We start from the raw sequence: 23,892 nt of genomic DNA on the forward strand, positions 1-23,892 counted from the left end.
ATTTTTTTCTCCTCTTCTATATTGAGGTGGCTGTTTTACAGACGGATATCTGTCATAAAAAAGTACGGAGAGTAAAGCTTCTCCGTACTTAGAAATAAGTTCATATAACAATTAACCGACTTGTAACATCAGCCTTCAAGTAAAAGAGACTCAGGATCTTCAATTAACTCTTTCACTTTAACTAGAAATCCAACAGCATCTTTACCGTCAATTATCCGATGATCGTAAGACAGAGCAATATACATCATCGGACGATTTTCAAATCGATCATTATCAATTGCAACAGGTCTCATTTGAATTTTATGCATACCTAATATGCCTACTTGTGGCGTGTTGAGAATAGGCGTTGACCATAATGAGCCAAAGACGCCTCCATTTGTAATAGTAAAAGAGCCCCCTTGCAATTCATTCAATGCTAGTTTTTTCTCATGTGCCTTCTCCGCTAATTGACCAATTTCTTTTTCAATTCCAGCAAAGTCAAGACGATCTGCATCTCTAACAACAGGGACAATAAGACCATCTTCCGTTGAAACCGCTACCCCAATATCATAGAATTTCTTAAGAATAATTTCATCGCCGTCAATTTCAGCATTAACATATGGGTATTTTTTCAAAGCGCCGATAACCGCTTTTGTAAAGAAGGACATAAATCCTAGCTTCACCCCGTTGTTTTCTAGAAACTTATCTTTTCGACGCTTTCTTAAATCCATTAAGTTTGTCATATCAACCTCATTAAAGGTTGTTAACATTGCAGCAGTTTGTTGTGCTTGCACAAGACGTTTAGCAATGGTCTGACGACGTCTAGACATTTTTATTCTCTCTACAGGCTTATTAGAATCTTGGCTAGGCGCTTTAGATTCAGACGAACCTAGTGATGGGGAACCACTCGTTTGGTTGCGGTTACTTTTATGTTCATCTATATCCTCTTTGCGAATTTTTCCTAATGGATCGCGCGGCTGTATATCATTTAACTTTATACCCTGCTCTCGCGCATATTTTCGCGTAGCCGGTGATGCTAGTGGTCGATGATGTTCATCAGAAAACTCATTCTCATCTTTGTTAGGAATGTGACCACTATTGTTATTTTCTTCCCCACTATTATCCAGGATCGTTTTTATTTGCTTTTCAGTACTTTGCCCCTTCGAACTTTCCTCTGCTTCTTTTGCATTTGTATTCATTCGAGCGATGACATCTCCAACTTTAACCGTTTCGCCAGGTTCAACGACAGCCTCCTCTAAGATGCCTGCTTCCTCAGCGGATATTTCCACGTTTACTTTGTCCGTTTCCAGTTCAACAATGTCTTCGCCTTTTTCCACGTAATCTCCTGGCTGCTTCAACCACTCTGCAACAGTACCTTCTGTAACGGATTCAGCTAATTCTGGTACTTTTATTTCTAGCATTATTCAGGACTCCCTTCCCGTTTACGCGTAATAGCTTCAGTTATAATCCTATTTTGCTCTTTCTTATGGACTTTTGGATCCCCTTCTGCAGGACTTGACCGGCGCTTTCTACCAATAAAACCAACACGCATGTTTTCGCTACGAAGATCTTGCAAATACGGAAAGATATAATGCCATGCTCCCATATTTTGTGGCTCTTCTTGTAACCAAATTAATTCTTTTAAGTTCGGATAGTGATCCATGACTTCTTTAATTTTCTTAGAAGGAAATGGATAAATTTCTTCAACTTTTATTACTTGTAGCCAATTAAGTTCTGCTACATTCTCTTTTATTTGCTCTTCTAATTCAACGGCTACTTTACCCGAGCAGAAAACAATCCTGTCAACCTCAGTTTTCTCGTTTCCAAGCTGATCGTTCACGAGAATAGTTTCAAATTTACCTTCGCTTAAGTCATAAGGTGAAGAGGCAACATTTTCATTCCTTAAGAGACTTTTAGGTGCCATAAGTACAAGAGGTCTGATTTCATTCTCTTTTAATAACTTAGACTGTCTTCGGAGGAGATGAAAATATTGACTTGCTCGCGTTAAATTTGCAACGTGCCAATTATTTTCAGCCGCTAAGGTTAAAAATCGTTCCATACGACCACTTGAATGTTCTGGCCCTTGTCCTTCATACCCGTGGGGCAATAAGAGTACCATTCCTGATTTCTGCCCCCACTTGGCTCTTCCGCTGGATAGAAACTGATCAAAAATAACTTGTGCACCGTTGGAGAAATCACCGTATTGCGCTTCCCAAATTGTTAATGTTTCTGGTGACTGTACGTTATAACCATACTCAAACCCTACACAAGCAGCCTCTGAAAGAGGACTGTTATGAATGGCAAAAGACGCTTTAGCAGTAGGTAACGTATGAAGAGGCGAGTAGATATCATTTGAATTATAATCATGTAATACGAGATGGCGTTGAGAAAAGGTGCCCCTTTCTGAATCTTGACCTGTCAATCTTATAGGTATGCCCTCTGATAGAATCGTTCCAAATGCCAACGTTTCAGCAAGTCCCCAGTCAATCTTCCCTTCATCCTTTAATGATGCCACACGCCGTTTTAATATTTTCTCTAGCTTCGGAAAAACATTAAACTTTTCTGGAAATATGAGCAAATCTTCATTTAACTTTCGTAATTGCTCGATAGGAACTTTTGTTTCTATTCCTTCAAGTGTGCTTCTCACATAAGCAGGAGGCGTCATGCTTTCATCAATAAACTTTCTTTTGTTTCGTTTTATCTTTTCGAAAAAGGCTTCTAATTTTGATGAGAACGTTTCTCTTATGTTAATCTTTTCTGCTTTTTCTATAAGCCCCCTGTCAATTAGCTCCTCAGCATAGCGTTCAAAAACAGTGGGGTGTTCCTTTATTTTTTTATACAATGAGGGTTGTGTTGCTAAAGGTTCATCCATCTCATTGTGTCCATACCGACGATAACCGATTAAATCAATAACAATATCCTTGTGAAATTCTCTTTGATACAGGTGGGCTAAATGTGCTGCTGCAATACAGGCTTCTGGGTCATCAGCATTAACATGGATAATTGGTATTTGATATCCTTTAGCTGGATCACTCGCATATTTCGTAGAGCGGGAATCACCACTCACTGTGGTAAAACCGATCATATTATTAGCAATTATATGAATCGTCCCCCCTGTTGAGTAGCCGTATAATTGGCTTAAATTTAACGTTTCTGCTACGATACCTTGACCTGGAAATGCTGCATCGCCATGAATTAATATTGGTAAGGCTTTATGTTTTGTCTGCTTTGGGTAACCAGGTTTTGAACGGTCCTCTTGAGCGGCTCTAGCAAATCCTTCTACGACAGGATTGACAAATTCCAAATGACTTGGATTATTAGCTAGCGTAATCGTTGCATCCGTTTGTCTTTCTTTAATGGCTCGATCAGCACCTAGATGATATTTAACATCTCCTGTCCAACCATAGTTAATACCTACGGAACCCTCTGAGGGCACTAAATCTTTATTAGGTGCATCATGAAATTCAGAAAAAATCATCTCGTATGGTTTGCCTAAAACATGGGCTAATACATTCAATCTACCCCGATGAGCCATACCTACCATAATTTTTTCTGTCCCATCTTCTACAGATTCTCTCACAATTTCATCGAGCATGGGAACCATGGTGTCCAATCCTTCGATGGAGAACCTTTTTTGTCCTTTAAATGTTTTATGGATAAAGTGTTCAAAACCTTCAACTTTGTTTAGACGTTTAAATAACGCTAGACGCTTTTCATCAGAAATTTCCGGTAAATAATCACGAGATTCCACTTTCTCAAACAACCATCGACGTTCTTCCATATCGTGCACTTGATTAAATTCAAATGCTAAACGTTTAGTATACGTTTCTTTCAAGTGCTCAAGTGCTTCTAACCCATTACTGAATGACTGGTGACTATTAGGAGAAATGAGTTGCGGAGGAATTTTCTTAATATCCTCTTCGGTTAGATCAAAATCTGCATACGTTAAAATTGAGGGTTTTTCTTCTAAATTAATAGGAGAAATATCTGCCATCAGATGTCCGTTCCTTCTAATCGAATCTGCCAACTTTATCGCCTGCATTGCTTTATAATAGCCATCTTGATCTCCTTGTGCTAAGGAACGAGGCTCATTAACAGTAGATTGCTTTAAATTAGCTTCTTCACTGTATGCTCCCCAATACTTGAAAAATTCCTTCAATTCATCTTCAACAGATTGAGGATTTTTTTCATATTCTTCGTACTTGTCAAGCATGTACCCTAAGTTAGGTCCATAAAATTGCGACCATCCTTCACTCAATCTGATAGATTGATTTTCCATGACTTTAACCTCCATTAACGAAATATGTACGCAACAACACTTTACAATGCACAGATAGGGTAAAAGCGTTTTCACAGTTATTTTATCACTATGTTTCCTAGACCTCAAAGGTTTGTTCTTATTCCATACTATTTAAATTGTCAAAGAACTTATATATATATGACTAATTCCCGTTCGAACTCAAATAAATCGTGGATTTTAATAGAGACATGTAAAAATTTTTAGTAGACAATAAATAAAAACTAACTAAAAAGTCCTATCATAAAAACCCAATTTTGCATGAAACAAAATTGAGTTTTTTAAGTTTAGTTCATCACTTTTATCCAAAAATTTCCCAATCGTAACAATGCTTCTTCAAGTTCGTGCAATGCATAAGCATAGGATAATCGAATATATCCTTCCCCAAATGATGAAAATGCGTCCCCTGGCACTACCGCTAATTTCTCTTCTTCTAACAATCTTAGAGCAAAGTCGAAAGAGGACAATCCTGAAGCCTTAATTGAAGGAAAAACATAAAAAGCCCCTTCTGGAATAATGACTGGTATCCCTATACTCTGTAAACGTTCTATAACAAACTCTAGGCGCTCTTTATACTGCTTCCTCATAAATTCACTATCCTGTGTTCCGTTTTTAACGGCCTCAATCGCAGCATATTGTGAAATAGAGCTTGCGCAGCTTACGTTGTATTGATGTACTTTAACAAGATGTTGTGTAATTGATGCTGGAGCAAAAACAAAGCCTACTCTCCACCCCGTCATAGCATGCGATTTACTTAGTCCATTGATCACAATGGTTTTATCTCTCATACCTTCCATTGTAGCTATAGATTGATGTGTCTTGTTGTAATTTAATTCTGAGTAAATTTCATCTGCCACTACAAAAACATCTATTTTCTGCAAATATTCTGCTAGGTTGGCTAATTCTTTTTCTGATAATACCGCCCCAGTTGGGTTGGACGGATAAGGTAAAATGATAGCTTTTACTTTTGGATCCATATGAGCTTTTAATTGGGAGACAGTAAGCTTAAAAGCAGAATGAGTCGTGTCTATAAAAATTGGTTCGGCACCACATAAGCGGATGATAGGTTCGTAAGCCGGATAAACAGGGGCCGGAATAAGGACACGATCTCCTGGTTCTAATATGGTTCTCATTGTCACATCTATTCCTTGTGAAGCCCCATTTGTTACAACAATTTCAGTTACAGGGTCATAATGTAATGCATATTTTTTAAATACATAGTCACATGCGTACTTTCTGAGTTCTAGTAATCCTGCATTAGGTGTATAGGTTGTTTTATTAGAATCTATCGCTTCTTTCGCAGCAGCCTTTACATGGTCTGGTGTGGGGAAATCAGGTTGACCTAGAGTTAATTGAACAGCGTCTGGAAAATCTTGTACCCGGTTAAAAAATTGGCGAATGCCTGATATTTGAATTGTTTTTACATTAGTATTTAGTTTTGCTTCCAACGTGGTGGCCCCCTATAGCATAGTAATTGTTTATTTTTAGGTGTCGCACTTAATTATACATTCCACCTTTTATCATTTTTTGTTTGATAATATTACAATTCGTCTTATAAAAAAGAGAAAGCATGTATGTAATAATGCTTAGAGTGGGTTTAATACTGATAAAAGAATAAGCGTTAATATAAAATAAAGGACGTATACGATGGCCGCCGCCAGGACTACACGCCAAAACCACTCAGTAAATGGGCGTATAACTCCGAATCTTTCCTTCATAATATTTAATGAAAACAAGGTAATGATTAAACCATATAACAGTAAATATAAAGTTTCAAGGAGAAGATGAGAGCCACCTAACATATCGGCTATAGAACCTGAAATTAATAAATAAATGTTAGCAAAAATCCCAGCCAATTTAGCCATAAATAGAACAATGAAGGTGGTTAATGTTAACCACCAAGCCCATTTTTTCTTAAGGAAAAGCCCAATACTAACAGGTATGAACAGAAGGAAAATACCATCAGATACTAAAGAAACTAAAATTCTCCCTGTAAATCCCCAATAAACTCCAATATACAAATAGTACCCGTAATAAATAACGCTAAAAATAAGTAAACTGATAGCAATTAAATTAATTAGAACTGTCAGCTTTCTCTTCATAGTTTAACTCCTTTATGTCACTTGGCTTAGGGCGTACTAAACAAATTTGCGCCAGACCTCCCGATTAGATATGCCGCTATAGCAAAAGCTTCGGTCTGGTCTCTCACTCTGTCAAACCCTTGTGGTGGTTGTCTAACTTGCAAGTTATAGGCATCTCCTATGTCTGCTGTGCCTTGGTTAACTTGCCGTAAAAAACTAGCAGTTTCTTGTAAGCCATACCTGCCACTTTGCATGACTTCGTAAAATGAAATAAATCCATGCATGACACCTCGATAACGTGTAGCTCTAACAGGCACATCGAATTCTGCCAGTCTTTCTGCGTATGCCTCTCCCTCATCTCTTAGTGGGTCAAATTCGGCTGTAATGATGAGGGTTGGAGGCAGATTGCTCAAATCTTCCGCCTGTAAAGGGGACGTATAAGGATGAGACCACATTAATTCGTCAGGCGTATATAAATCTCTCGCTAAATACATCACTTGTCTTGATAGCAGATAATAGCCACTATCGTAAATCTCTCTTGACTCTAAAGGGACATCCTGAAACGTCGTTAATGGATATAATAACACTTGCGCCGAAATTTCTGGTCCATGTCTATCACGTGCCATAAGCGTCATAACAGTCGCGATATTCCCGCCTGCACTATCCCCTACAACACTTAATCTTTCACGATCTCCATTGAACGAATCTGCATGCTCTACAGCCCATTCAATGGCTGAATAACTATCTTCAACAGCTGTAGGAAAAACGTAATCTGGTGCCAACCTGTAACTTGGTGCAATGACAATACTGTTGGTACGAGTAGCTAAAGACCGAATGATATTATCATGGGTCTCCAAACTACCATAACCTTCAATAAATGCCCCCCCATGGTAATACATAAGGATAGGGAAGGGTCCCTCCCCTTGTGGTCGATACATACGTACGGGAATCTGTACGCCTCCTTGAACAGGAATGACTAAATCTTCTCTAAGTAATGGGTTTCCCCCACTCCCCCCACCGGAAACGATCGCAGGTGGGCGTATATTTATGTCTAAACTAACAAGATTATTATTAATAGCATGGAGTACCACAGCCGTTTTAGCTGGAAGACGGCCTTCATCTGTCGTTTGCCATAAGTATACTGAAATCGAAATAATTATTAGCATACATGCTATTAAAATTGACGAGATTAAAATAACATGTTTAATTACAACCTTCGCCCATTTCACGGTGAACAAGCCTCCTGATAACGGCATTTCAAACGACATACATAGTCTAGCACGTTGATAAATTCACTAACTTCTTTTCTTAAAAGGACAAAGTGAATAGTGACACAGTTATAAAGCCAAACAATATATATGCCTTTAGTTTAACATCAGTAGGAATGTCTTTAAACAGTTAAAGATTCCTTAGAGACAAACAAAAGCTCAACAACTTATGCCCAATTGGAAAAAACGCCACCAATGATACATAAATTGCTGAGCCCACTATCTTAGCATTTTACACAAATAAAAAACCGGTTACAAACACCCAATCAAAGCTTAAGAAAGTAGCAAGTTTTCCTCTTTCAGAAGATAAGGTCTCCTTTTCAAGCGTTTCTTTACTTTCAATTTCGAGGGGGTCTAAACTATTCAACCCTAAAAGCCTGTTCCCACTTCCGTATATTCTTAGAAATCCATTGTTGGAAACATCATATGAAATGGGTTCATTTTTAAAAGTGGTCACACCGATCTTCTCAGGGTAAATAAACCCTGGCGTGATTAAACTGTCCTCAAAAGATACCCACTGAGTCTCATAATGCTTGAAGCTATAATCTAGAAGGCGTTCAGTATCCCGCATCCCAAGATTACTTGTGGCGCTGTTTAATGTCACAATAATTAATTCTGTGCCATCTTTTTCTGCTGCGGTTACAAGTGTAAATCCAGACTTTTCTACATAACCGTTTTTAATTCCAATGACGGTTTCTAACTGCCTTAATAGCGGATGGTGGTTATACAAAGTCGTTTCCCAACCTTCACCGATCCATTCATAAGATTCTGTCGCTACTAAATCACGAAATGATGTGTTTTTCATGGCATACGCACTAATTTTAGCCATATCACTAGCAGTAGTAACGTGTTCGTCGTTGAATAGCCCATGAGGATTAGTGAAGTGAGTTGAAGAAGTACCAACATGTTTTTTTACGAACTCGTTCATGTCTTTAGAAAATGCTTCTACTGAGCCGGCCATGTGTTCGGCAAGCGCAATAGCTGCATCGTTTCCTGAACTGACCATGAGCCCGTACAAAAGTTGCTGAACGGTAACTTCTTCATCTTCCAATAAATAAACCCTTGTGCCATCAGCGTTGACTGCTTCCTCACTGATGGTAACAGTCTCATCTAAATCTAGCGTTTCAATTGCCATTATAGCTGTAACAATTTTCGTTATACTAGCTGGGTACATCACCATATCTGCATTCTTTCCAATTAACTTTTCTCCACTATTCGCATCAACGACTACATATGCTTCACTATCAAGTGGTGTACTAAAACTTGACAAGGAAGAAGCGCTAGTAAAATGAGACGGCAAAAATAAGAAAGAGATAATAACTGAGATAATTAATAATCGTGAAACACCTTTCATTTAATCACCCAAATATTTATGATGGTGTTATCATAAACATTTTATTTAACAGGGACAAGTTGTTTTTTCTTACATTTCCATTACAATGCAAAGTTAAATTAAAATCATTCAGCCCACTTGTCCCTGTTTGGTAATACTAGTTATCTTGAGAAATAATCATGTCAAAGGCTGGATCACCTTTTAATAAACCTAATCCGATAATCGTATAATTCTTCCCATTTTTCAGTTCAACATTTGGTAAATTAAATATGGCTTTATCTTGTCCTTCTGGTTTAATGTCAAAGGAGTAATTTCCTTCAGGTAGTGTCTCATAAACACTTGCTTTCTTATATTCCAAAGCTTTCACTAAAGGGGTCTCTAATGAGAATACATCTATGGCAGGAGCATCTGGTGACAGATGAATCACTCTGACTTTTGCTTCACTTTCTGATGGTGACAACTCATCTTTAAATTCAAATAAGCTTATTTCTGAAGAATTTCCTCCCGCAGCAAATGTATAACCTTCACCACCCATCACTGTCACATTTTCTTCTAACACCGGATCACTATCATCAGGTTTACTTCCACTCGAATACAGTTTAATATCATAACTACCTTCTTCGACTGATAAGTATTCGCTGACATCCTTAAAGCCCATATCACTTATGATTTTATCTTTATTTACGTAAACGTCTACTGCTGAAGTGTTAGGTGACGCGTGAACAATCCGTAGTTTTGCCTCTTCAGCCTTTTCAGCTCCAGTAATAGCTGGGTAAATCGACGTGAACCCTAAGAGCATCACGAGAAAACTCAAACTTATTAACCACCGTGTCTTCATAACTTTCACTCCAATCGTTGTATTTAACACGGTTATGTTGCCCAGTACCTGTTTTGAATATGTATGCATTTTGTGTTTAATTTTGTATTAGGGAGGTTAATTAAAAAGAGGGATCAATACGTCATTTTTAAAGGAGATTATTATGGAACAGTTATCTAAACAATTAATAAAACTAGATGGAAAATCTTATCGAGCACTGAAGTCAATTCAAGGTGCATATGATGGAGATATGGTGACACTCTTTATTGACTATGTTCAAGGTGACCCATTTGCTGCACCATCTCGTGTCCGAGTTTTCATCCCCCACACCCATACAGATTTAAACCCATCTGATTATGTGAAGACTGACCAAATGATAGCTCTAAAACATTTTTTCGCTAAAGAGTGTCATAAACAACTACAGAATGTTAAAAACACTATCTCTGGTACAGGAAAAAGTGGGCTGATTTTCATTGACGTACCGGGACAAGAAGTCATCGATCGGACTGCAGTATTCATGACACCGAAGGGAATTGAATTTCGCCTCTCATGTGGATTACCAGCGCAAGGTCGAAGGATATTAGGACATCAGGCGAACACGTTACTAACATCGTTATTACCTAAGGTGATCATTAATACCGTTAAAAACTATGATCGAGAAAGTTTAAAAAAAGCTCTCATCCTAGCAAATGATCAAAAATACATTCGTTTAGAATTAAAAAAACGACAACTTGTCAGCTTTATTGCTAACAATTCTATTCTCCCTAGAAAGACTGGTGTTAGCCATAAACCGATGCTTACCCAAGATGCCGTTCCTTTTGAAAGTCCAGCTGAAGATGAAATCATCCTTAAATTACCGTCTGGCAAACAAATTCGGGGCATGGCCATAAAAAAAGGGGTTACCCTCATAACAGGGGGTGGCTATCATGGAAAAAGTACCTTATTACAAGCGATAGAAAAAGGGGTCTATAATCACGAGATAGGTGACGGAAGAGAATATGTCATCACAGATGAATCTGCAATAAAAATACGATCTGAAGATGGCAGAATGATTAAACATGTGAATATATCACCGTTTATTAATGATTTACCTTTTGGAAAGACGACGGAAGACTTTTCTTCTCAAAACGCCAGTGGCAGTACATCACAGGCGGCAAATATTATGGAAGCTTTGGAAATGGATACAACGTTATTACTAATTGACGAAGACACAAGTGCCACAAATTTCATGATTCGAGACGCCCGCATGCAACAGCTTGTCAGGAAAGACAAAGAACCTATTACACCTTTCATAGACCGTGTTCAAGACTTGTATACGGAAAAGGGAATTTCTTCAATTCTTGTTATAGGAGGCTCAGGAGATTATTTCGATGTAGCTGACGTCATTTATATGATGGAGGAATACAAACCATTTAATAAAACACGTGAAGCTAAAAAAATAGCTCAGGAGCTACTAACTCAACGTACCACAGAGATTTCTAAACCTTTCCAAACATTAAAACAGAAAAGAATGATTGATAAGCGAAGACTTTTTCAATTGTTTGATAAGAAAGAAAAGGTGGAGAGTAAAGGACTTCACAACATTAAAATAGGAAAAACGATAGTGGATCTTACTTATGTAGAGCAACTCGTCCATCAAAGTCAAACACAAGCTCTGGCATTAATGATTAAACAAATTATTAAACATTCAAAAGAGCCTTTAACCTTAAAAGACGCAATAAATGATGTTTATGAAAAACTTGAACAACAAGGTATTGATAGCCTCTCACCTTTCGCTGGACAACATCCTGGAGATTTTGCTTTACCTAGGAAACTTGAGCTTGCGGCCGCTATTAATCGCATTAGGCACTAACACAATAAGGTTAAGTCTAGGTTTTCTTTATATACTTTAACAAAAATCACCTTTTCACATTAATTGGCATTACATTTGAAAAGGTGATTTTCATGCAAACGTTTATAATAAGGCATTTAATTCTCAAAAAGACTTAGATAGTCTTCATAACCTTCTTCTTTCAATTTATCCTTAGGTATAAATTTTAAAGCTGCAGAGTTTATACAATACCTTAATCCATTTGGCTTTGGACCATCGTTAAACACATGACCCAAATGGGAATCACCCTGAGAGCTTCTAACTTCTGTACGGATCATATGATGACTCGTATCCGTTTTTTCTTTGATAGAAGCTTCATCAATCGGTTTTGTAAAACTTGGCCAGCCACAATTTGATTCGAATTTTTCTTTAGAAGTAAACAGTGGTTCACCTGACACAAGATCAACATATAATCCTTCCTCAAAAAAATTCCAATAAGAATTTTCAAAAGGAGGTTCAGTTCCATTTTCTTGTGTGACCTTATATTGAAGTGGCGTTAGCTTATCCTTTAAGTCATTCTTTTTCATGGTGTATCCCCCCAATAGGTTTTAATAAAAGCCTCTCTTCCACTACCTTTTTTATATAATTTATAATGAAATGAATTTTTCTTGTAATAATACTGATGATACTCTTCGGCAGGGAAAAATGGTTCAGCCGGTCTAATAACCGTGGTTATTTCACCATTAAATTTAGCACTGTTTTGTAGGTTTAGTTTTGACTTTTCTGCTAATTCCTTCTGATGATCATCGTGGTAAAAGATGGCTGTCGTGTAAGAGTGGCCTCTGTCATTAAATTGACCACCAGGGTCTGTAGGGTCTATTTGTCTCCAGAAAAGATCTAACAATTTTTCATAAGGAAAAACTTGTGAATCATACGTAATTTCTACCGCCTCTAGATGACCTGTTGTTTCTGAACAAACCTCTTTATACGTAGGATTAGGTGTATGACCACCCGTATAGCCTGAAACAACGGCCTCTATACCTGGCTGCTCGTCAAAAGGGGAAACCATGCACCAAAAACATCCCCCTGCAAAAGTTGCTTTTTTATAATTTCCTCTTGTCATGACTTAACCTCCTCGTACATCGCATTCACAAATTATCAGTTATTATAACATGAACATATGAGACTTAATTAAGATATGCTTAATTAATGCAATCTGAAGCATAGAAAAACTAAAAGCTTTAAAACAGTTTAACCGTTATTGACTAAAAAAAAGAATAGATTTATCGCAGATAAGCGTCCGCAAACATCGCAACAATTAGCAAGCAAAGATAAATCTATTTAGGTGGCAGCTAACGGCCGCTAATGCCCTGATTGAAGGTTCTTTTTATTAATTCCCTTATTGATCTAACGCATAAACGTTTAACTAAAAACAGGATTTTATAAGCTTGGGTCCCCTATATAATGGTGAAGTATACTATCAATTTGAGAGCCATACCTTTCACCAAATGTGTTTAGGTGAACAAGTAAATAAAACAATTGGTAAAGGGGCCTTCGTCCAGGATATTCCTGATCCAATGGTAATTGTGCGTTATACACACTATAGAACAGTTCGTTAAATCCTCCAAACAATTCAGTATACGCTATATCCATTTCCCTGTGGCCAAATAAAATAGATGGATCAATAAGGTAAATCTTGTTTTCTGAATTACTTAACCAATTACCCGACCATAAATCGCCATGAAGCAGTCTAGGCGTCACAGTTGTTGTGGGAATCCACTCGTGTAAACGCGCTAGTAAGTGATCCATCATTTTACGCCTTTTAAGAGGCATTTTACCGTTTCTAACAGCTAATTCTGTTTGCGCTAGTAAACGTTTTGATGCATAGAAATCACACCAATTTTCACGCCATTCGTTATGTTGAAGAATGGTTCCGATGTATGTATCTTTATTATATCCAAATGCCGTATGAGTCACACGATGCAAGTTAGCAATACAGTTTGCTAGCATTTCTTGGTATTTGCCTTGGCGTGGTTCAGGGGCTATCCACTTCATCACCAAACCGCTTCTTTTACCACATCTTGTATCAATATTGAATACGCCATACGCTTCTGGAACGGAAATATTTGCTTCAAGATGAATAAATTCCAAAGACTCCTTTTCGATAATAAAAAAATCTGGGGACATCTTCTCATGGCTCTTTATAAAATAATCGTAGTTATTTGTCTTAACATAAAACGCTTCATTAATGTCACCTCCAGAAACATGTTGAATATCTCTAATAGAAGCATCACAGCCCGTTTGAAGTAACGCCTCCTTAATCCATGATATCAATTGCAAAACATCCTTTCTTCTTAAAATACGCCATTCAGTCAGAAACTGATTTACGCTTAGCTGTAAATCTTTATGACTAACATCATCATGAAATAATCTCAATTTTGTGTAATATAAATAACGAGATTGTGACAAAACTCAGTGAATAAGAATGGCTCTCACTTATATGTGGGAGCCATTTTTAAATTCATATTTTGTTATGTTAGATTGCTTGTCAAAAATACACTCACTTATCCTCTGGCAAATGGTTCAACATATTTTGGTAAGCAAATCCTCGTACTTCTTTCTCTGTGAAATAGTTTAACAATTCATTAATAAGCGCCTGATACTTACCTGCATGTTCCAATCCGTGGATATAGGTTGAAATACCATCAAAATCTGAGCCAAAAGCTAAATGGTCTACACCACCGATTGAACACAAATGATCAATATGTCTGATTAGATCAGTCATTTGAACTGAATCATTACTTCTAACAAAAGGAGGATTAAACACCATACCGATTAGGCCATTTTTTCTAAAAATTTCTTCTGCTTGTTTGTCATTTAGATTTCTTCTGTGAGGGTACACTGTGTATGAATTTGAATGAGTAGCAATCGGATAATCCGCTAATGCCACAGTATCCCAAAATGATCTAATAGACAGGTGTGATAAATCAGTCCAAACTTTATTTTCATTATTCAACTTGACAACTTCTGCACCTAACTGTGTTAGCCCTGCCCCTCGAGGCTCACCACATCCATCTGCACATAAATTAGCGTTATTCCACGTTAAACCAATCGACTTAACACCTAATTCATAAAATGTACGTAATTTCATGAGGTCATTTCCAAAGGCGTCAGCTCCTTCTAAAGAAAGCATGGCACCGATTTCAGTTGGCGCTAATGACTTTATATCTTGCCATTTAGTAATTTTCTTAATGGTTTCGTGCTTCCCAACCACTTCACTATGAAAATAATCGATTTGCTGTAAAGCTGTGCGATACTTTTCATCTGAAGGGATGTGAGGATCCACAAATACAGCAAAGACTTGTAAAGCTACATGACCATCAGATAGATTTGTTTTCGTTACGTCTAACGCTTCATCACTTGTAAAATCCACGGCGTGCCCATTATATAACTTCAATAAAGCGTCACAATGCAAGTCAAAAACCTTCATGGATCACCTCCATCTTTTGGATCACTCAGTAGGCCTTACCATCTTTTCCAGATCGATATACTCATCAAACTGCTCTTCTGTTAAATAGCCTAATTCAATGGCGGTCTCTTTTAAAGTCGAATTATTTTCGTAAGCTGTCTTAGCAATTGTTGCCGCTTTTTCATACCCAATATAAGGATTTAACGCTGTTACTAACATTAATGAATTTTTCACATGTTTCTCAATGATCTCTTCGTTTACTTCGATCCCAGCAACACATTTATGATTAAATGAATCCATCGCATCACTTAATAATCGCACAGACTGAAGGAAGTTATAAATAATGACTGGTTTAAAAACATTTAATTCAAAGTTCCCTTGACTCGCTGCAAAACCAATTGTGGCATCATTGCCAAACACTTGGGATACAACCATCGTCAGTGCCTCAGATTGTGTTGGATTTACTTTCCCTGGCATAATTGAACTTCCAGGTTCATTAGCAGGGATTGTAATTTCTCCAATACCTGAGCGAGGACCACTAGCAAGCCATCTGACATCGTTGGCTATTTTCATTAAATCTGCTGCTAAGCCTTTAATCGCTCCATGAACATAAACAATTTCATCATGGCTAGTCAGTGCATGGAATTTATTATCCGATGAGTAGAAGGTATCTCCTGTGATACGAGAAATTTCCTCAGCTGTATAGTTACCAAATTGAGGGTGAGCATTAATACCAGTTCCTACCGCTGTCCCACCAATCGCAAGATGACGAAGCTGTTCTGAAGATTGGGTAATCAGTTCCTCTGATTTTTTTAACATAAACGCCCAACCGCTCATTTCTTGTCCTAGCGTTAATGGTGTAGCATCTTGTAAATGGGTACGACCTATTTTTATAATAGTTTCAAACGCATCAGCCTTGTTCTCCACCGTTTTTCTAAGACGTTTTAATGATGGAATGAGCCGTTCCTTTACCTCGCTTAATGCGGCAATATGCATAGCTGTTGGAAAAGTATCGTTTGAACTCTGAGACCGATTCACATCGTCGTTTGGGTGCACTCGCGTATCACTACCGGCTTCCACAAACTTTTCGTTTGCTCTATAGGCGACAACTTCATTCATATTCATATTTGATTGCGTGCCACTCCCCGTTTGCCAAACAACTAAAGGGAAATGCTCATACGCTCCCTCTTCTCGCAATTCACGGCACACAGCTTGAATCATCTCACTTTTCTCTTTTTCAATCTTATGTAGTCTTAGATTGGCTGCTGCTGTGGCTTCCTTTAAAATAGCAAAGGATTCCACAACTTCTTTTGGCATCTGCTCCCACCCAATTTTAAAATTCTCCAAACTTCTTTGCGTTTGTGCCCCCCACCATTTCGTAGCTGGGACTTTTACTTCACCTAATGTGTCTTTTTCAATACGATAACTCACGGAAATTCCTCCTTCTTAATTATAAGATAGAAATTTTAAAAACTAACAACCTACTGTTATAAGTTGCCAGGGTTTAACAAGTAGAATCGTATTCAGTGTAAGTGCTTCTGACACAACATATATTATCAACATAATTAATCCAATTGTAATAACTATTCGGAAGATAGCCCCAACAATCCGCAAGAGGATAATGCCAATAACAATCAAAATCAAAATTGTCAGTATATCCATAACTATTCACTCCTCTTTACTATAAGTTAACGTTACTTCTCTTTTAAAAAAAAATCAAGAATGAGTGACGCTTTCACATTTTTTTATAAATCTAGCTCGGCCATCGTTTGAAATTTCAAAATATTACGTTTATGATAACTATATATTCTTTTTGGAGGTGGCTATTATGACCATTTTGCAGCCGAAAAAGGGTCGCTATCAATTGCAGGATTATGATAAGACTAAAAGAACATTTGAATGGGATATGGTACAAGACCAATTTACTTGGTCCACAACAGGAAAAATAAACGCTGCATATGAATGTATTGATCGTCATGTAAAAGAAGGAAAAGGTTCAAAATCCGCACTCTTATATAGCGACAGTCACCGAGATGAATCTTATACATTTGATGAAATGAAGAATGCGACCAACCAGGCCGCACACATGTTTCGTAGATTACAAGTCAAAAAAGGAGATAGAGTTTTTATTTTTATGCCACGCTCCCCCGAACTTTACATCACTTTACTTGGTGCTATTAAAGTTGGAGCGGTTGTAGGTCCTTTATTTGAGGCATTTATGAAGGAAGCTGTAAAAAGTCGACTTGAAGATAGCGAAGCAAAAGTTATTGTGACAACAAACGCTCTTCTTCCACGTATCCCCACCCATGAGTTACCTTTTTTAGAGACAATTATTTTAATAGATGGTGATGAAACGCTTACGCCTCCTTATTATTCCTTCAAGAAAGAAATGAAAGCGTCTTCAGATGATGATTCTGCAATCGAATGGATGGACTTAGAAGATGGCCTTATCCTGCATTACACATCTGGGTCCACTGGAAAACCAAAAGGGGTCTACCATGTTCATAAAGCGATGGTTCAACATTATCAGACAGCAAAGTGGGTACTAGATTTACGTGATGATGATATTTACTGGTGTACAGCTGACCCTGGTTGGGTAACAGGAACATCATATGGTATTTTTGGTCCTTGGTTGAATGGTATTACAAATGTGATTCGTGGAGGTCGTTTTTCACCAGATGATTGGTATAAAACGATTGAAAAATACAATGTTACAGTATGGTACAGTGCACCAACAGCGTTTCGAATGTTGATGGCTGCACCAAAAGAAACGATTGAAAAATATAATTTAAGCTCTCTTAGACACATTTTAAGTGTCGGTGAACCGTTAAATCCAGAGGTTGTAAAATGGGGCTGGGATGTGTTCCAGCATAGAATCCACGATACATGGTGGATGACTGAAACGGGAGCTATGCTTATTTGTAATTATTTAAGTGAACCTATTAAACCTGGATCAATGGGCAAGCCCATACCAGGTATTAAGGCGGCTATTATTGATAATGAAGGAAATGAATTGCCACCTAATGAAATGGGACACTTAGCAATTAAGACGGGCTGGCCATCGCAAATGAGGCGAATTTGGAACAATGAAGAGAAATTTAGTGAGTATTTTTCAATCCCTGGCTGGTATGTTTCCGGTGACACAGCTTACAAAGATAAGGATGGCTATTTTTGGTTTCAAGGTAGAAATGACGATGTGATTATGACGGCAGGAGAACGGGTCGGTCCGTTTGAGATTGAGAGCAAACTTGTGGAACATCCTGCAGTTGCTGAGGCTGGCGTCATTGGAAAACCTGATGATGTGAGGGGGCATATTATTAAAGCTTTTATCGCTTTAAAATCAGGCTATGAACCATCAGATGAATTAAAAGACAATATTCAAACCTTTATAAAATCAGAGTTAGCAGGTCATGCCTCACCAAAAGAAATTGAATTTAAAGAAAAATTACCGAAAACGCGAAGTGGTAAAATTATGAGACGGGTGTTAAAGGCATGGGAACTAAACGAACCTACCGGTGATCTTTCAACGATTGATGATGATTAATATGTCTTACTTATTCAACAAATGGAGGAGGAACGGGGTCTTAGCTCCGTCCTCTCCATTCAGGTTTATTAAGTGAGTGATTATTTAGGAAACGAATACTGTAAAAAACAACATGACTTTCTTTTTATCGGATCTCTTTTCTTTGTGTTTTGGTACGTATTCATAATCGAAAAATAAAAACCCTCACCCATCCCCTGAGTTTTTACTTTTCCAGCAAACGACTGGCATCTATCTTTCCGTATCCGTAATAAGGGTCAACGCCGTCTGGGCCTAAATCCGTCGCTGAAAGACGTATTTTGTCATAAACCTCTTCATTGGTAAGCTCTGGCTGAGCAGACCGAAGTAGAGCTACAAGACCAGATACGTGAGGAGCTGCCATCGATGTCCCGCTCATCATAACATATTGATTATTCATAAATGTGCTTGGAATATGTTCACCAGGCGCTGTCACATCTACATGGTGACCAAAATTTGAAAAAAAGCTTCTTTCAGAGTTTTCGTTTATAGAACCGACAGCAAGTACTTCTTCATAGGCTGCTGGATACATTGGCGTATCCACATTCTCATTGCCAGTAGCTGCGATTAAGGCCACATCATGATCATACGCATATTTAACAGCTTCATACATCACCTCTGAATGGTGTTCATCACCTAAGCTCAAATTAATGACTTTAGCACCATTATCTGTAGCCCACCGTATGCCATCTGCAATCGCAAAGGCATTACCTATCGCATCTGCATCAAGTACTTTAACTGCTAATAAAGGAGAATCCCATGTAATCCCTGCAATACCAAAGTTATTATTTGTTACTGCTCCAATAATACCTGCCACGTGGGTACCGTGCCCGTTCTCATCCGCAAACGCTTTATTATTTTCAAATGCATTAAATCCATCATGAATGCGATCTTGGATATCAGTGTGCTCAGCATCTATTCCACTATCAAGTACAGCAGTGATAACCTCTTCTTCTCCCGTCGTTTCAAACCACGCGTTTTCTAGTTCCATCTGTTTTAAGTTCCATTGATAATTGTCATAAAATTCATCATTAGGCAATGCTGAATTCGTTTGTTTTTCAAATGTGTAGTTAGGTTCCATATAAATCACTGCTTCATCTTCTTCCCAATTTCTCATTAAGTCAAAAGCATCTGTTGTCAAATCCCTTACAACAGCAGTCTGTCCCATTTTATCAATGACATAAACATCGTGGGCTTCTGCCCATTCTTCAATATTTTCTTCCTCTTTTAACATTACAATGACTTCACCTTTTTTGTATTCGTCTTTCATTTTTCTTTCCTCATCCGAACTCATGAATAACGTCCAGTCAAGCCCTGAAACTTCTTTTTTGACAAGTGTTTCATCACCATCTAATTCCTCATCAGAAAATGTCACATCTTTGTCCGTATGTCCAATGACAAAGTTACCTTGTGAATCAGCTAAGGTTGCTAAATCTTTAACAAAACCTTCAATGAATGTCATATCTACTTCTGCAACTAAAGCTTTTTGATGCCGCTCTATACCCATTAAAAATTTTTGAATTCCGTTTTCTTCATAAGGTTTAGAATAACGCCACTCATCATGACTGGTTTTAGATGTGGTTAATTTCTCCATAGGATTAGCTGGCACTGTCCCAACTTTAAACAATTCATCATTTGTCTCCAAATCGATTTGAGCCATGCCATCAATATGACGATGAGCTGTAATTTCCTGTTTAAGTGAGTCATTGATATTTGTATCATGTTTTTCTGAGAGTCGCATCATATCATTTTTGATTTGTTGTATAAAAAGATCTATGGTTAGAGTTAAATCTTCTGCCTGCTGTTCATTAAATGCTTTTTGCTGAGAAAGTACTTCTTCCTGGCCAGGGTAGGCCTGATGGTTTATGTGCGCTGAACGAAACCATATGCCAATTAATATAAGCAATGCAAAACTAAAAAAGACGCTCAGTCTAAAAATCCCTTTCATCGCAATCCGCCCTCTTTTCACTTCAAATGTTTATTTTAGATTATCCAATTGTGTGAAAAGATATTATTAAATCGCTTCTGTTATATATGCCATGGATTTCAATCTACAGAATTAAGTTGCATTTGCTTTCATGTTGATAAGTCACTTTTTCAAAATGTGCTATATCAAAAACAGAAAATATTGAGCCCTTTAACTTAATTGTGCAGAATGTCAATAAGCCAATCAATCGTTAGCGGTATGAGTGGATATCGCTAACGATGATCTAATTGTCACATACTGAAGTAGTAATGACGTGGAATTTATTAATATGTGGGATACAACATCTCAGCTTACGCACAAAGAAAAATGGATAAACGTTAGCTGGGATAACTAATCCTAGTTAACGTTTATCCATTCAATATAAAAAGCGTCTGTTCCTTCCTATCACTAGAAGGTGTAATACGGAGAAATCATCATATAAACAAGAACACCTGTTGCACTTACATAGAGCCATAATGGCATGGTCCAATGGACCCATTTGCGATGGACAGGACGCATATCTTTATAACCGGTAAAAAAGCTCATTAAAGCCAATGGTACGATGACAGCAGCTAAGATAATATGGGTAATCAAAATAAAATAATAAAATACAGCTACTAACCCTGTTCCACCATAAGGCGTTGATTCCGTCATAAAATGAAAAATAACATACGAAACAAGAAAAATAGAAGTTGTCGTAAACGCTGCGTATATAAACTTTGTATGAAGCGTAATATTTCTTTTCATGATAGCAAGTAACGCAAATAATAAAAAAATAAACGTAAATGAATTCATAACAGCATTTAATAAAGGAAGCTGTGTCACCCAAAATGGTATGTCCCCTAAATATCCTGGAATGCCAGATAGAACCACAATTAGAAAATTAATAACAATAGTTAATACTATGACTGTTCTCACGTGGTGCTTAACTATAGTTTGCCAAACACTTTTAATCATTCTCATCCCCTTCTCCAATGACAGAAGTTCTATAAATATCCATTACTGTATAGTAAAATGATAAGGTCAAACTTTATAACTTCCCCTTACAAAAGCGGCCGCCATTAAGTGTATTTCACAAAATTTCATAACAATACACAGTATACAATGATTTCACGTCACAGAAAAGAAAAAAATACTATTCGAAAAGAATAGTATCATTAATTTAAAGCACCCAAGCTTTTTGTCTCTATAGCAAAAGTCTGTAATAGTATGTTTATAGGATATAGTATTTTATGCGTACTTCGCTTCTACTTTTTTTACATGCTTTTCCTCAGTTATTTGCTTAATATTTTTTATCATAGCAATTGATGTGACAAGGGCAACCAATAGTAAACCTGCAAATATATAAAAAGTAAGATCATAGCTGTTTGTCGTTTCTTTAACAAATGAAACGACCATTGGACCAACTACACCTGCAAGTGACCAAGAAGTTAACAGTAACCCATGAATAGCTCCTAGCTGCTTCGTACCAAAAAGATCTCCGATAAATGCAGGAAGGGCTGCGAATCCTCCACCATATATTGAAATAACAACAAAAACTAACAGTTGAAATAGAATAATGTTTGAGGCAAAAGGAAGTATAAGGAAAGCAACTAACTGAATCATAAAGAAGATTGTATAGACGCGAGCACGACCAATATAATCAGAAGCCGAGGCCCACAAAATACGCCCTCCTCCATTAAATAATCCCATTATCCCAACCATACTAGCAGCTGCAATTGCTGTCATACCTACTTTATCTTGTGCCATGGGTGACGCGACGGAAATGATCATAAGACCAACTGAAATGTTAATAAACATCATGACCCATAGCATCCAAAAGCGTTTTGTTTTCAATGCTTCATTGGCTGTTAATTGAGCCAAATCTTCCTTGACCGGTTTCATGTTCTGTTTTTCTTTATTTATCATAGTATCTGGTTTCCATCCTTCAGGGGGACGTGCAATGTATAGAGCACCAGAAACCATTAAGATGAAAAACGTGACTCCCATTATAAAAAAAGTATTTGCAATCCCCGCTGCTCCAATCAAATTTGCAGCTACTGGACTAGAAATTAACGCACCTGCACCAAAACCAAAAACAGCCATTCCAGTAGCAAGACCTCTGCGGTCAGGAAACCATTTTACTAGTGTCGAAACAGGAGAAATATAGCCGAGACCAAGTCCCATTCCTCCTATCACACCATACGTCACTAAGAAAAGCGGTAATGATTCTAGTGATACAGCCAAGCCAGAACCTATAATACCACTAGAAAAAAGGACTGCAGCTAACAATGCTGCTTTTCTCGGCCCTTTTTTCTCTACAAATGGACCAAAGAAAGCCGCAGATACTCCTAAAAAGAAAATAGCAATTGTGAATGCCAAAGATACTTGCGTCTGCTCCCACCCTAGTTCATTAGACATAGGATATTGAAACACACTATATGCATAAGCCGATCCAATTGATAAATGAATAGCAATTGCTGATAAAGCAATCAACCATCGATTTTTAGATTTCATTTAAAAACCACCTTTCAGCCACAAAGTCTATACCCTACTACCTACTTTATATAAGTATACGCTACTTTTAAATGGCTTTGTTATTCTTTTCACAAAATCCCCGATTCTTTTCAACAAATTTATGACAGTGCTTACAGAACTATTTACGCCTTTGGTTTCACAATAAGAATGAATTTTTGAAATATCTAGTAAAAGAGCTGTTTTACTTTTTCCGAACACCTTTTTATAATCCTATATTTATCGCAAATCGTCATACTTTACTTTAACTATTTGAATGAATGTCCTAATTCAGCACAAAGTATTAACATTCGAATAATGACTGGAACCTTCACTTCAGACGAAAGCTTTCCCGAGAACTTGTCTTTAAGGAATAACCGTCTTTGCCGTCACTTTTTATCACTGATAAGCGTCCGTAAAAGTCCCTACTCAAAATAGAGAGAAGAGTATCTATTAATATCCTGATCGAAGGTTCGTTTTATCATCCGTCTATTAAATAAAATTCAAGACATATTTTTCGTGTTATTGCTTTAAAGACATCATTATGAAATCGACTCATCTATTAGAAAATATAAAAATGTCCTAAAAGTCACTATACTGTAGACTTTTAGGACATCCCTCTCAAGCGTTAAAGTTTAGATGATGTCATCTTATTTATTTTTTCATTACGCATACTTTGCTCCATTTTTTCTAACAAAGTACTGATTTCCTTTTTATTTTTCTTGCTACCAAACAATTTTAATTTTTCTTTTCTCAGAAGTGTTATTAGCAACTTCTTTTCTTTTTTCGTTAAAACCATACTGGATCCTCCCTTTTCTCA

At 37.3% G+C, this 23,892-nt stretch carries 19 protein-coding genes; 2 read left to right on the forward strand and 17 right to left on the reverse strand.

Annotated features, from left to right (window positions below):
- Positions 1 to 128: 128 nt before the first annotated feature.
- The 7 genes from odhB to BK581_RS03110 all read right to left on the reverse strand — a co-directional run bounded on the left by odhB (position 129) and on the right by BK581_RS03110 (position 9,796).
- Positions 129 to 1,400 carry a 2-oxoglutarate dehydrogenase complex dihydrolipoyllysine-residue succinyltransferase gene (odhB, locus tag BK581_RS03080; protein WP_078576783.1) on the reverse strand — a complete coding sequence of 424 codons (1,272 nt, stop codon included), beginning with the start codon at positions 1,398 to 1,400 and terminating at the stop codon, positions 129 to 131.
- Complete coding sequence (locus BK581_RS03085) at positions 1,400 to 4,258, reverse strand: 2-oxoglutarate dehydrogenase E1 component (protein WP_078576784.1); 2,859 nt, start codon at positions 4,256 to 4,258, stop codon at positions 1,400 to 1,402. Before BK581_RS03085 ends, odhB begins: the two co-directional genes overlap by 1 nt.
- A 305-nt stretch (positions 4,259 to 4,563) precedes the next feature.
- On the reverse strand, positions 4,564 to 5,724 hold the full coding sequence (locus tag BK581_RS03090; protein WP_078576785.1) for an aminotransferase A: 1,161 nt from the start codon (positions 5,722 to 5,724) through the stop codon (positions 4,564 to 4,566).
- Positions 5,725 to 5,862: 138 nt separating this feature from the next.
- Positions 5,863 to 6,378, reverse strand: coding sequence for a hypothetical protein (locus tag BK581_RS03095; RefSeq protein ID WP_078576786.1), 516 nt, complete (start codon positions 6,376 to 6,378; stop codon positions 5,863 to 5,865).
- Positions 6,379 to 6,404: 26 nt separating this feature from the next.
- A complete protein-coding gene (locus tag BK581_RS03100) occupies positions 6,405 to 7,586 on the reverse strand; it encodes an alpha/beta hydrolase (protein ID WP_245828862.1) in 1,182 nt (393 codons plus the stop codon).
- A 271-nt stretch (positions 7,587 to 7,857) separates the two neighbouring features.
- On the reverse strand, positions 7,858 to 8,979 hold the full coding sequence (locus tag BK581_RS03105; protein WP_078576787.1) for a D-alanyl-D-alanine carboxypeptidase family protein: 1,122 nt from the start codon (positions 8,977 to 8,979) through the stop codon (positions 7,858 to 7,860).
- Between the two features lie 136 nt (positions 8,980 to 9,115).
- Positions 9,116 to 9,796 carry a DUF4397 domain-containing protein gene (locus BK581_RS03110; protein WP_169837510.1) on the reverse strand — a complete coding sequence of 227 codons (681 nt, stop codon included), beginning with the start codon at positions 9,794 to 9,796 and terminating at the stop codon, positions 9,116 to 9,118.
- Between the two features lie 142 nt (positions 9,797 to 9,938).
- On the opposite strand from BK581_RS03110, the gene BK581_RS03115 reads away from it, so the two are divergent.
- Positions 9,939 to 11,627: an ABC-ATPase domain-containing protein gene (locus BK581_RS03115; RefSeq protein ID WP_078576789.1), complete on the forward strand. Its 1,689-nt coding sequence runs from the start codon at positions 9,939 to 9,941 to the stop codon at positions 11,625 to 11,627.
- Positions 11,628 to 11,743: 116 nt separating this feature from the next.
- Here the strand turns inward: BK581_RS03115 and msrB are convergent, their stop codons facing one another.
- From msrB to BK581_RS03145, 6 genes are all read right to left on the reverse strand, one after another.
- Complete coding sequence (gene msrB, locus BK581_RS03120; RefSeq protein ID WP_078576790.1) at positions 11,744 to 12,172, reverse strand: peptide-methionine (R)-S-oxide reductase MsrB; 429 nt, start codon at positions 12,170 to 12,172, stop codon at positions 11,744 to 11,746.
- Positions 12,169 to 12,708: a peptide-methionine (S)-S-oxide reductase MsrA gene (gene msrA, locus BK581_RS03125; protein WP_078576791.1), complete on the reverse strand. Its 540-nt coding sequence runs from the start codon at positions 12,706 to 12,708 to the stop codon at positions 12,169 to 12,171. Before msrA ends, msrB begins: the two co-directional genes overlap by 4 nt.
- A gap of 317 nt (positions 12,709 to 13,025) precedes the next feature.
- Positions 13,026 to 13,919 carry a fructosamine kinase family protein gene (locus BK581_RS03130; RefSeq protein ID WP_169837512.1) on the reverse strand — a complete coding sequence of 298 codons (894 nt, stop codon included), beginning with the start codon at positions 13,917 to 13,919 and terminating at the stop codon, positions 13,026 to 13,028.
- A 226-nt stretch (positions 13,920 to 14,145) separates the two neighbouring features.
- Entirely contained in the window at positions 14,146 to 15,075 is a 930-nt protein-coding gene (locus BK581_RS03135) for a dipeptidase (protein ID WP_078576793.1), read from the reverse strand.
- A gap of 21 nt (positions 15,076 to 15,096) precedes the next feature.
- On the reverse strand, positions 15,097 to 16,485 hold the full coding sequence (fumC, locus tag BK581_RS03140; protein ID WP_078576794.1) for a class II fumarate hydratase: 1,389 nt from the start codon (positions 16,483 to 16,485) through the stop codon (positions 15,097 to 15,099).
- 42 nt (positions 16,486 to 16,527) lie between these two features.
- Positions 16,528 to 16,716, reverse strand: coding sequence for a hypothetical protein (locus BK581_RS03145; protein ID WP_078576795.1), 189 nt, complete (start codon positions 16,714 to 16,716; stop codon positions 16,528 to 16,530).
- Positions 16,717 to 16,882: 166 nt separating this feature from the next.
- Between BK581_RS03145 and acsA the strand changes: the two genes are divergently transcribed.
- A complete protein-coding gene (gene acsA, locus BK581_RS03150; protein WP_078576796.1) occupies positions 16,883 to 18,598 on the forward strand; it encodes an acetate--CoA ligase in 1,716 nt (571 codons plus the stop codon).
- A gap of 202 nt (positions 18,599 to 18,800) precedes the next feature.
- Here acsA and BK581_RS03155 read toward each other — a convergent pair whose 3' ends face one another.
- The 4 genes from BK581_RS03155 to BK581_RS20010 all read right to left on the reverse strand — a co-directional run bounded on the left by BK581_RS03155 (position 18,801) and on the right by BK581_RS20010 (position 23,871).
- A complete protein-coding gene (locus BK581_RS03155) occupies positions 18,801 to 20,561 on the reverse strand; it encodes a S8 family peptidase (RefSeq protein WP_078576797.1) in 1,761 nt (586 codons plus the stop codon).
- A 426-nt stretch (positions 20,562 to 20,987) separates the two neighbouring features.
- Positions 20,988 to 21,536, reverse strand: coding sequence for a DUF420 domain-containing protein (locus tag BK581_RS03160; RefSeq protein ID WP_095995523.1), 549 nt, complete (start codon positions 21,534 to 21,536; stop codon positions 20,988 to 20,990).
- A gap of 273 nt (positions 21,537 to 21,809) precedes the next feature.
- Positions 21,810 to 23,075 (reverse strand): L-lactate MFS transporter, encoded by a 1,266-nt coding sequence (locus BK581_RS03165; protein ID WP_078576799.1) that lies wholly within the window; start codon positions 23,073 to 23,075, stop codon positions 21,810 to 21,812.
- A gap of 625 nt (positions 23,076 to 23,700) precedes the next feature.
- A complete protein-coding gene (locus tag BK581_RS20010; RefSeq protein ID WP_169837514.1) occupies positions 23,701 to 23,871 on the reverse strand; it encodes a hypothetical protein in 171 nt (56 codons plus the stop codon).
- Between the last annotated feature and the right edge of the window lie 21 nt (positions 23,872 to 23,892).

It is taken from the genome of Salipaludibacillus agaradhaerens, assembly GCF_002019735.1.
Classification (GTDB): domain Bacteria; phylum Bacillota; class Bacilli; order Bacillales; family Salisediminibacteriaceae; genus Salipaludibacillus; species Salipaludibacillus agaradhaerens.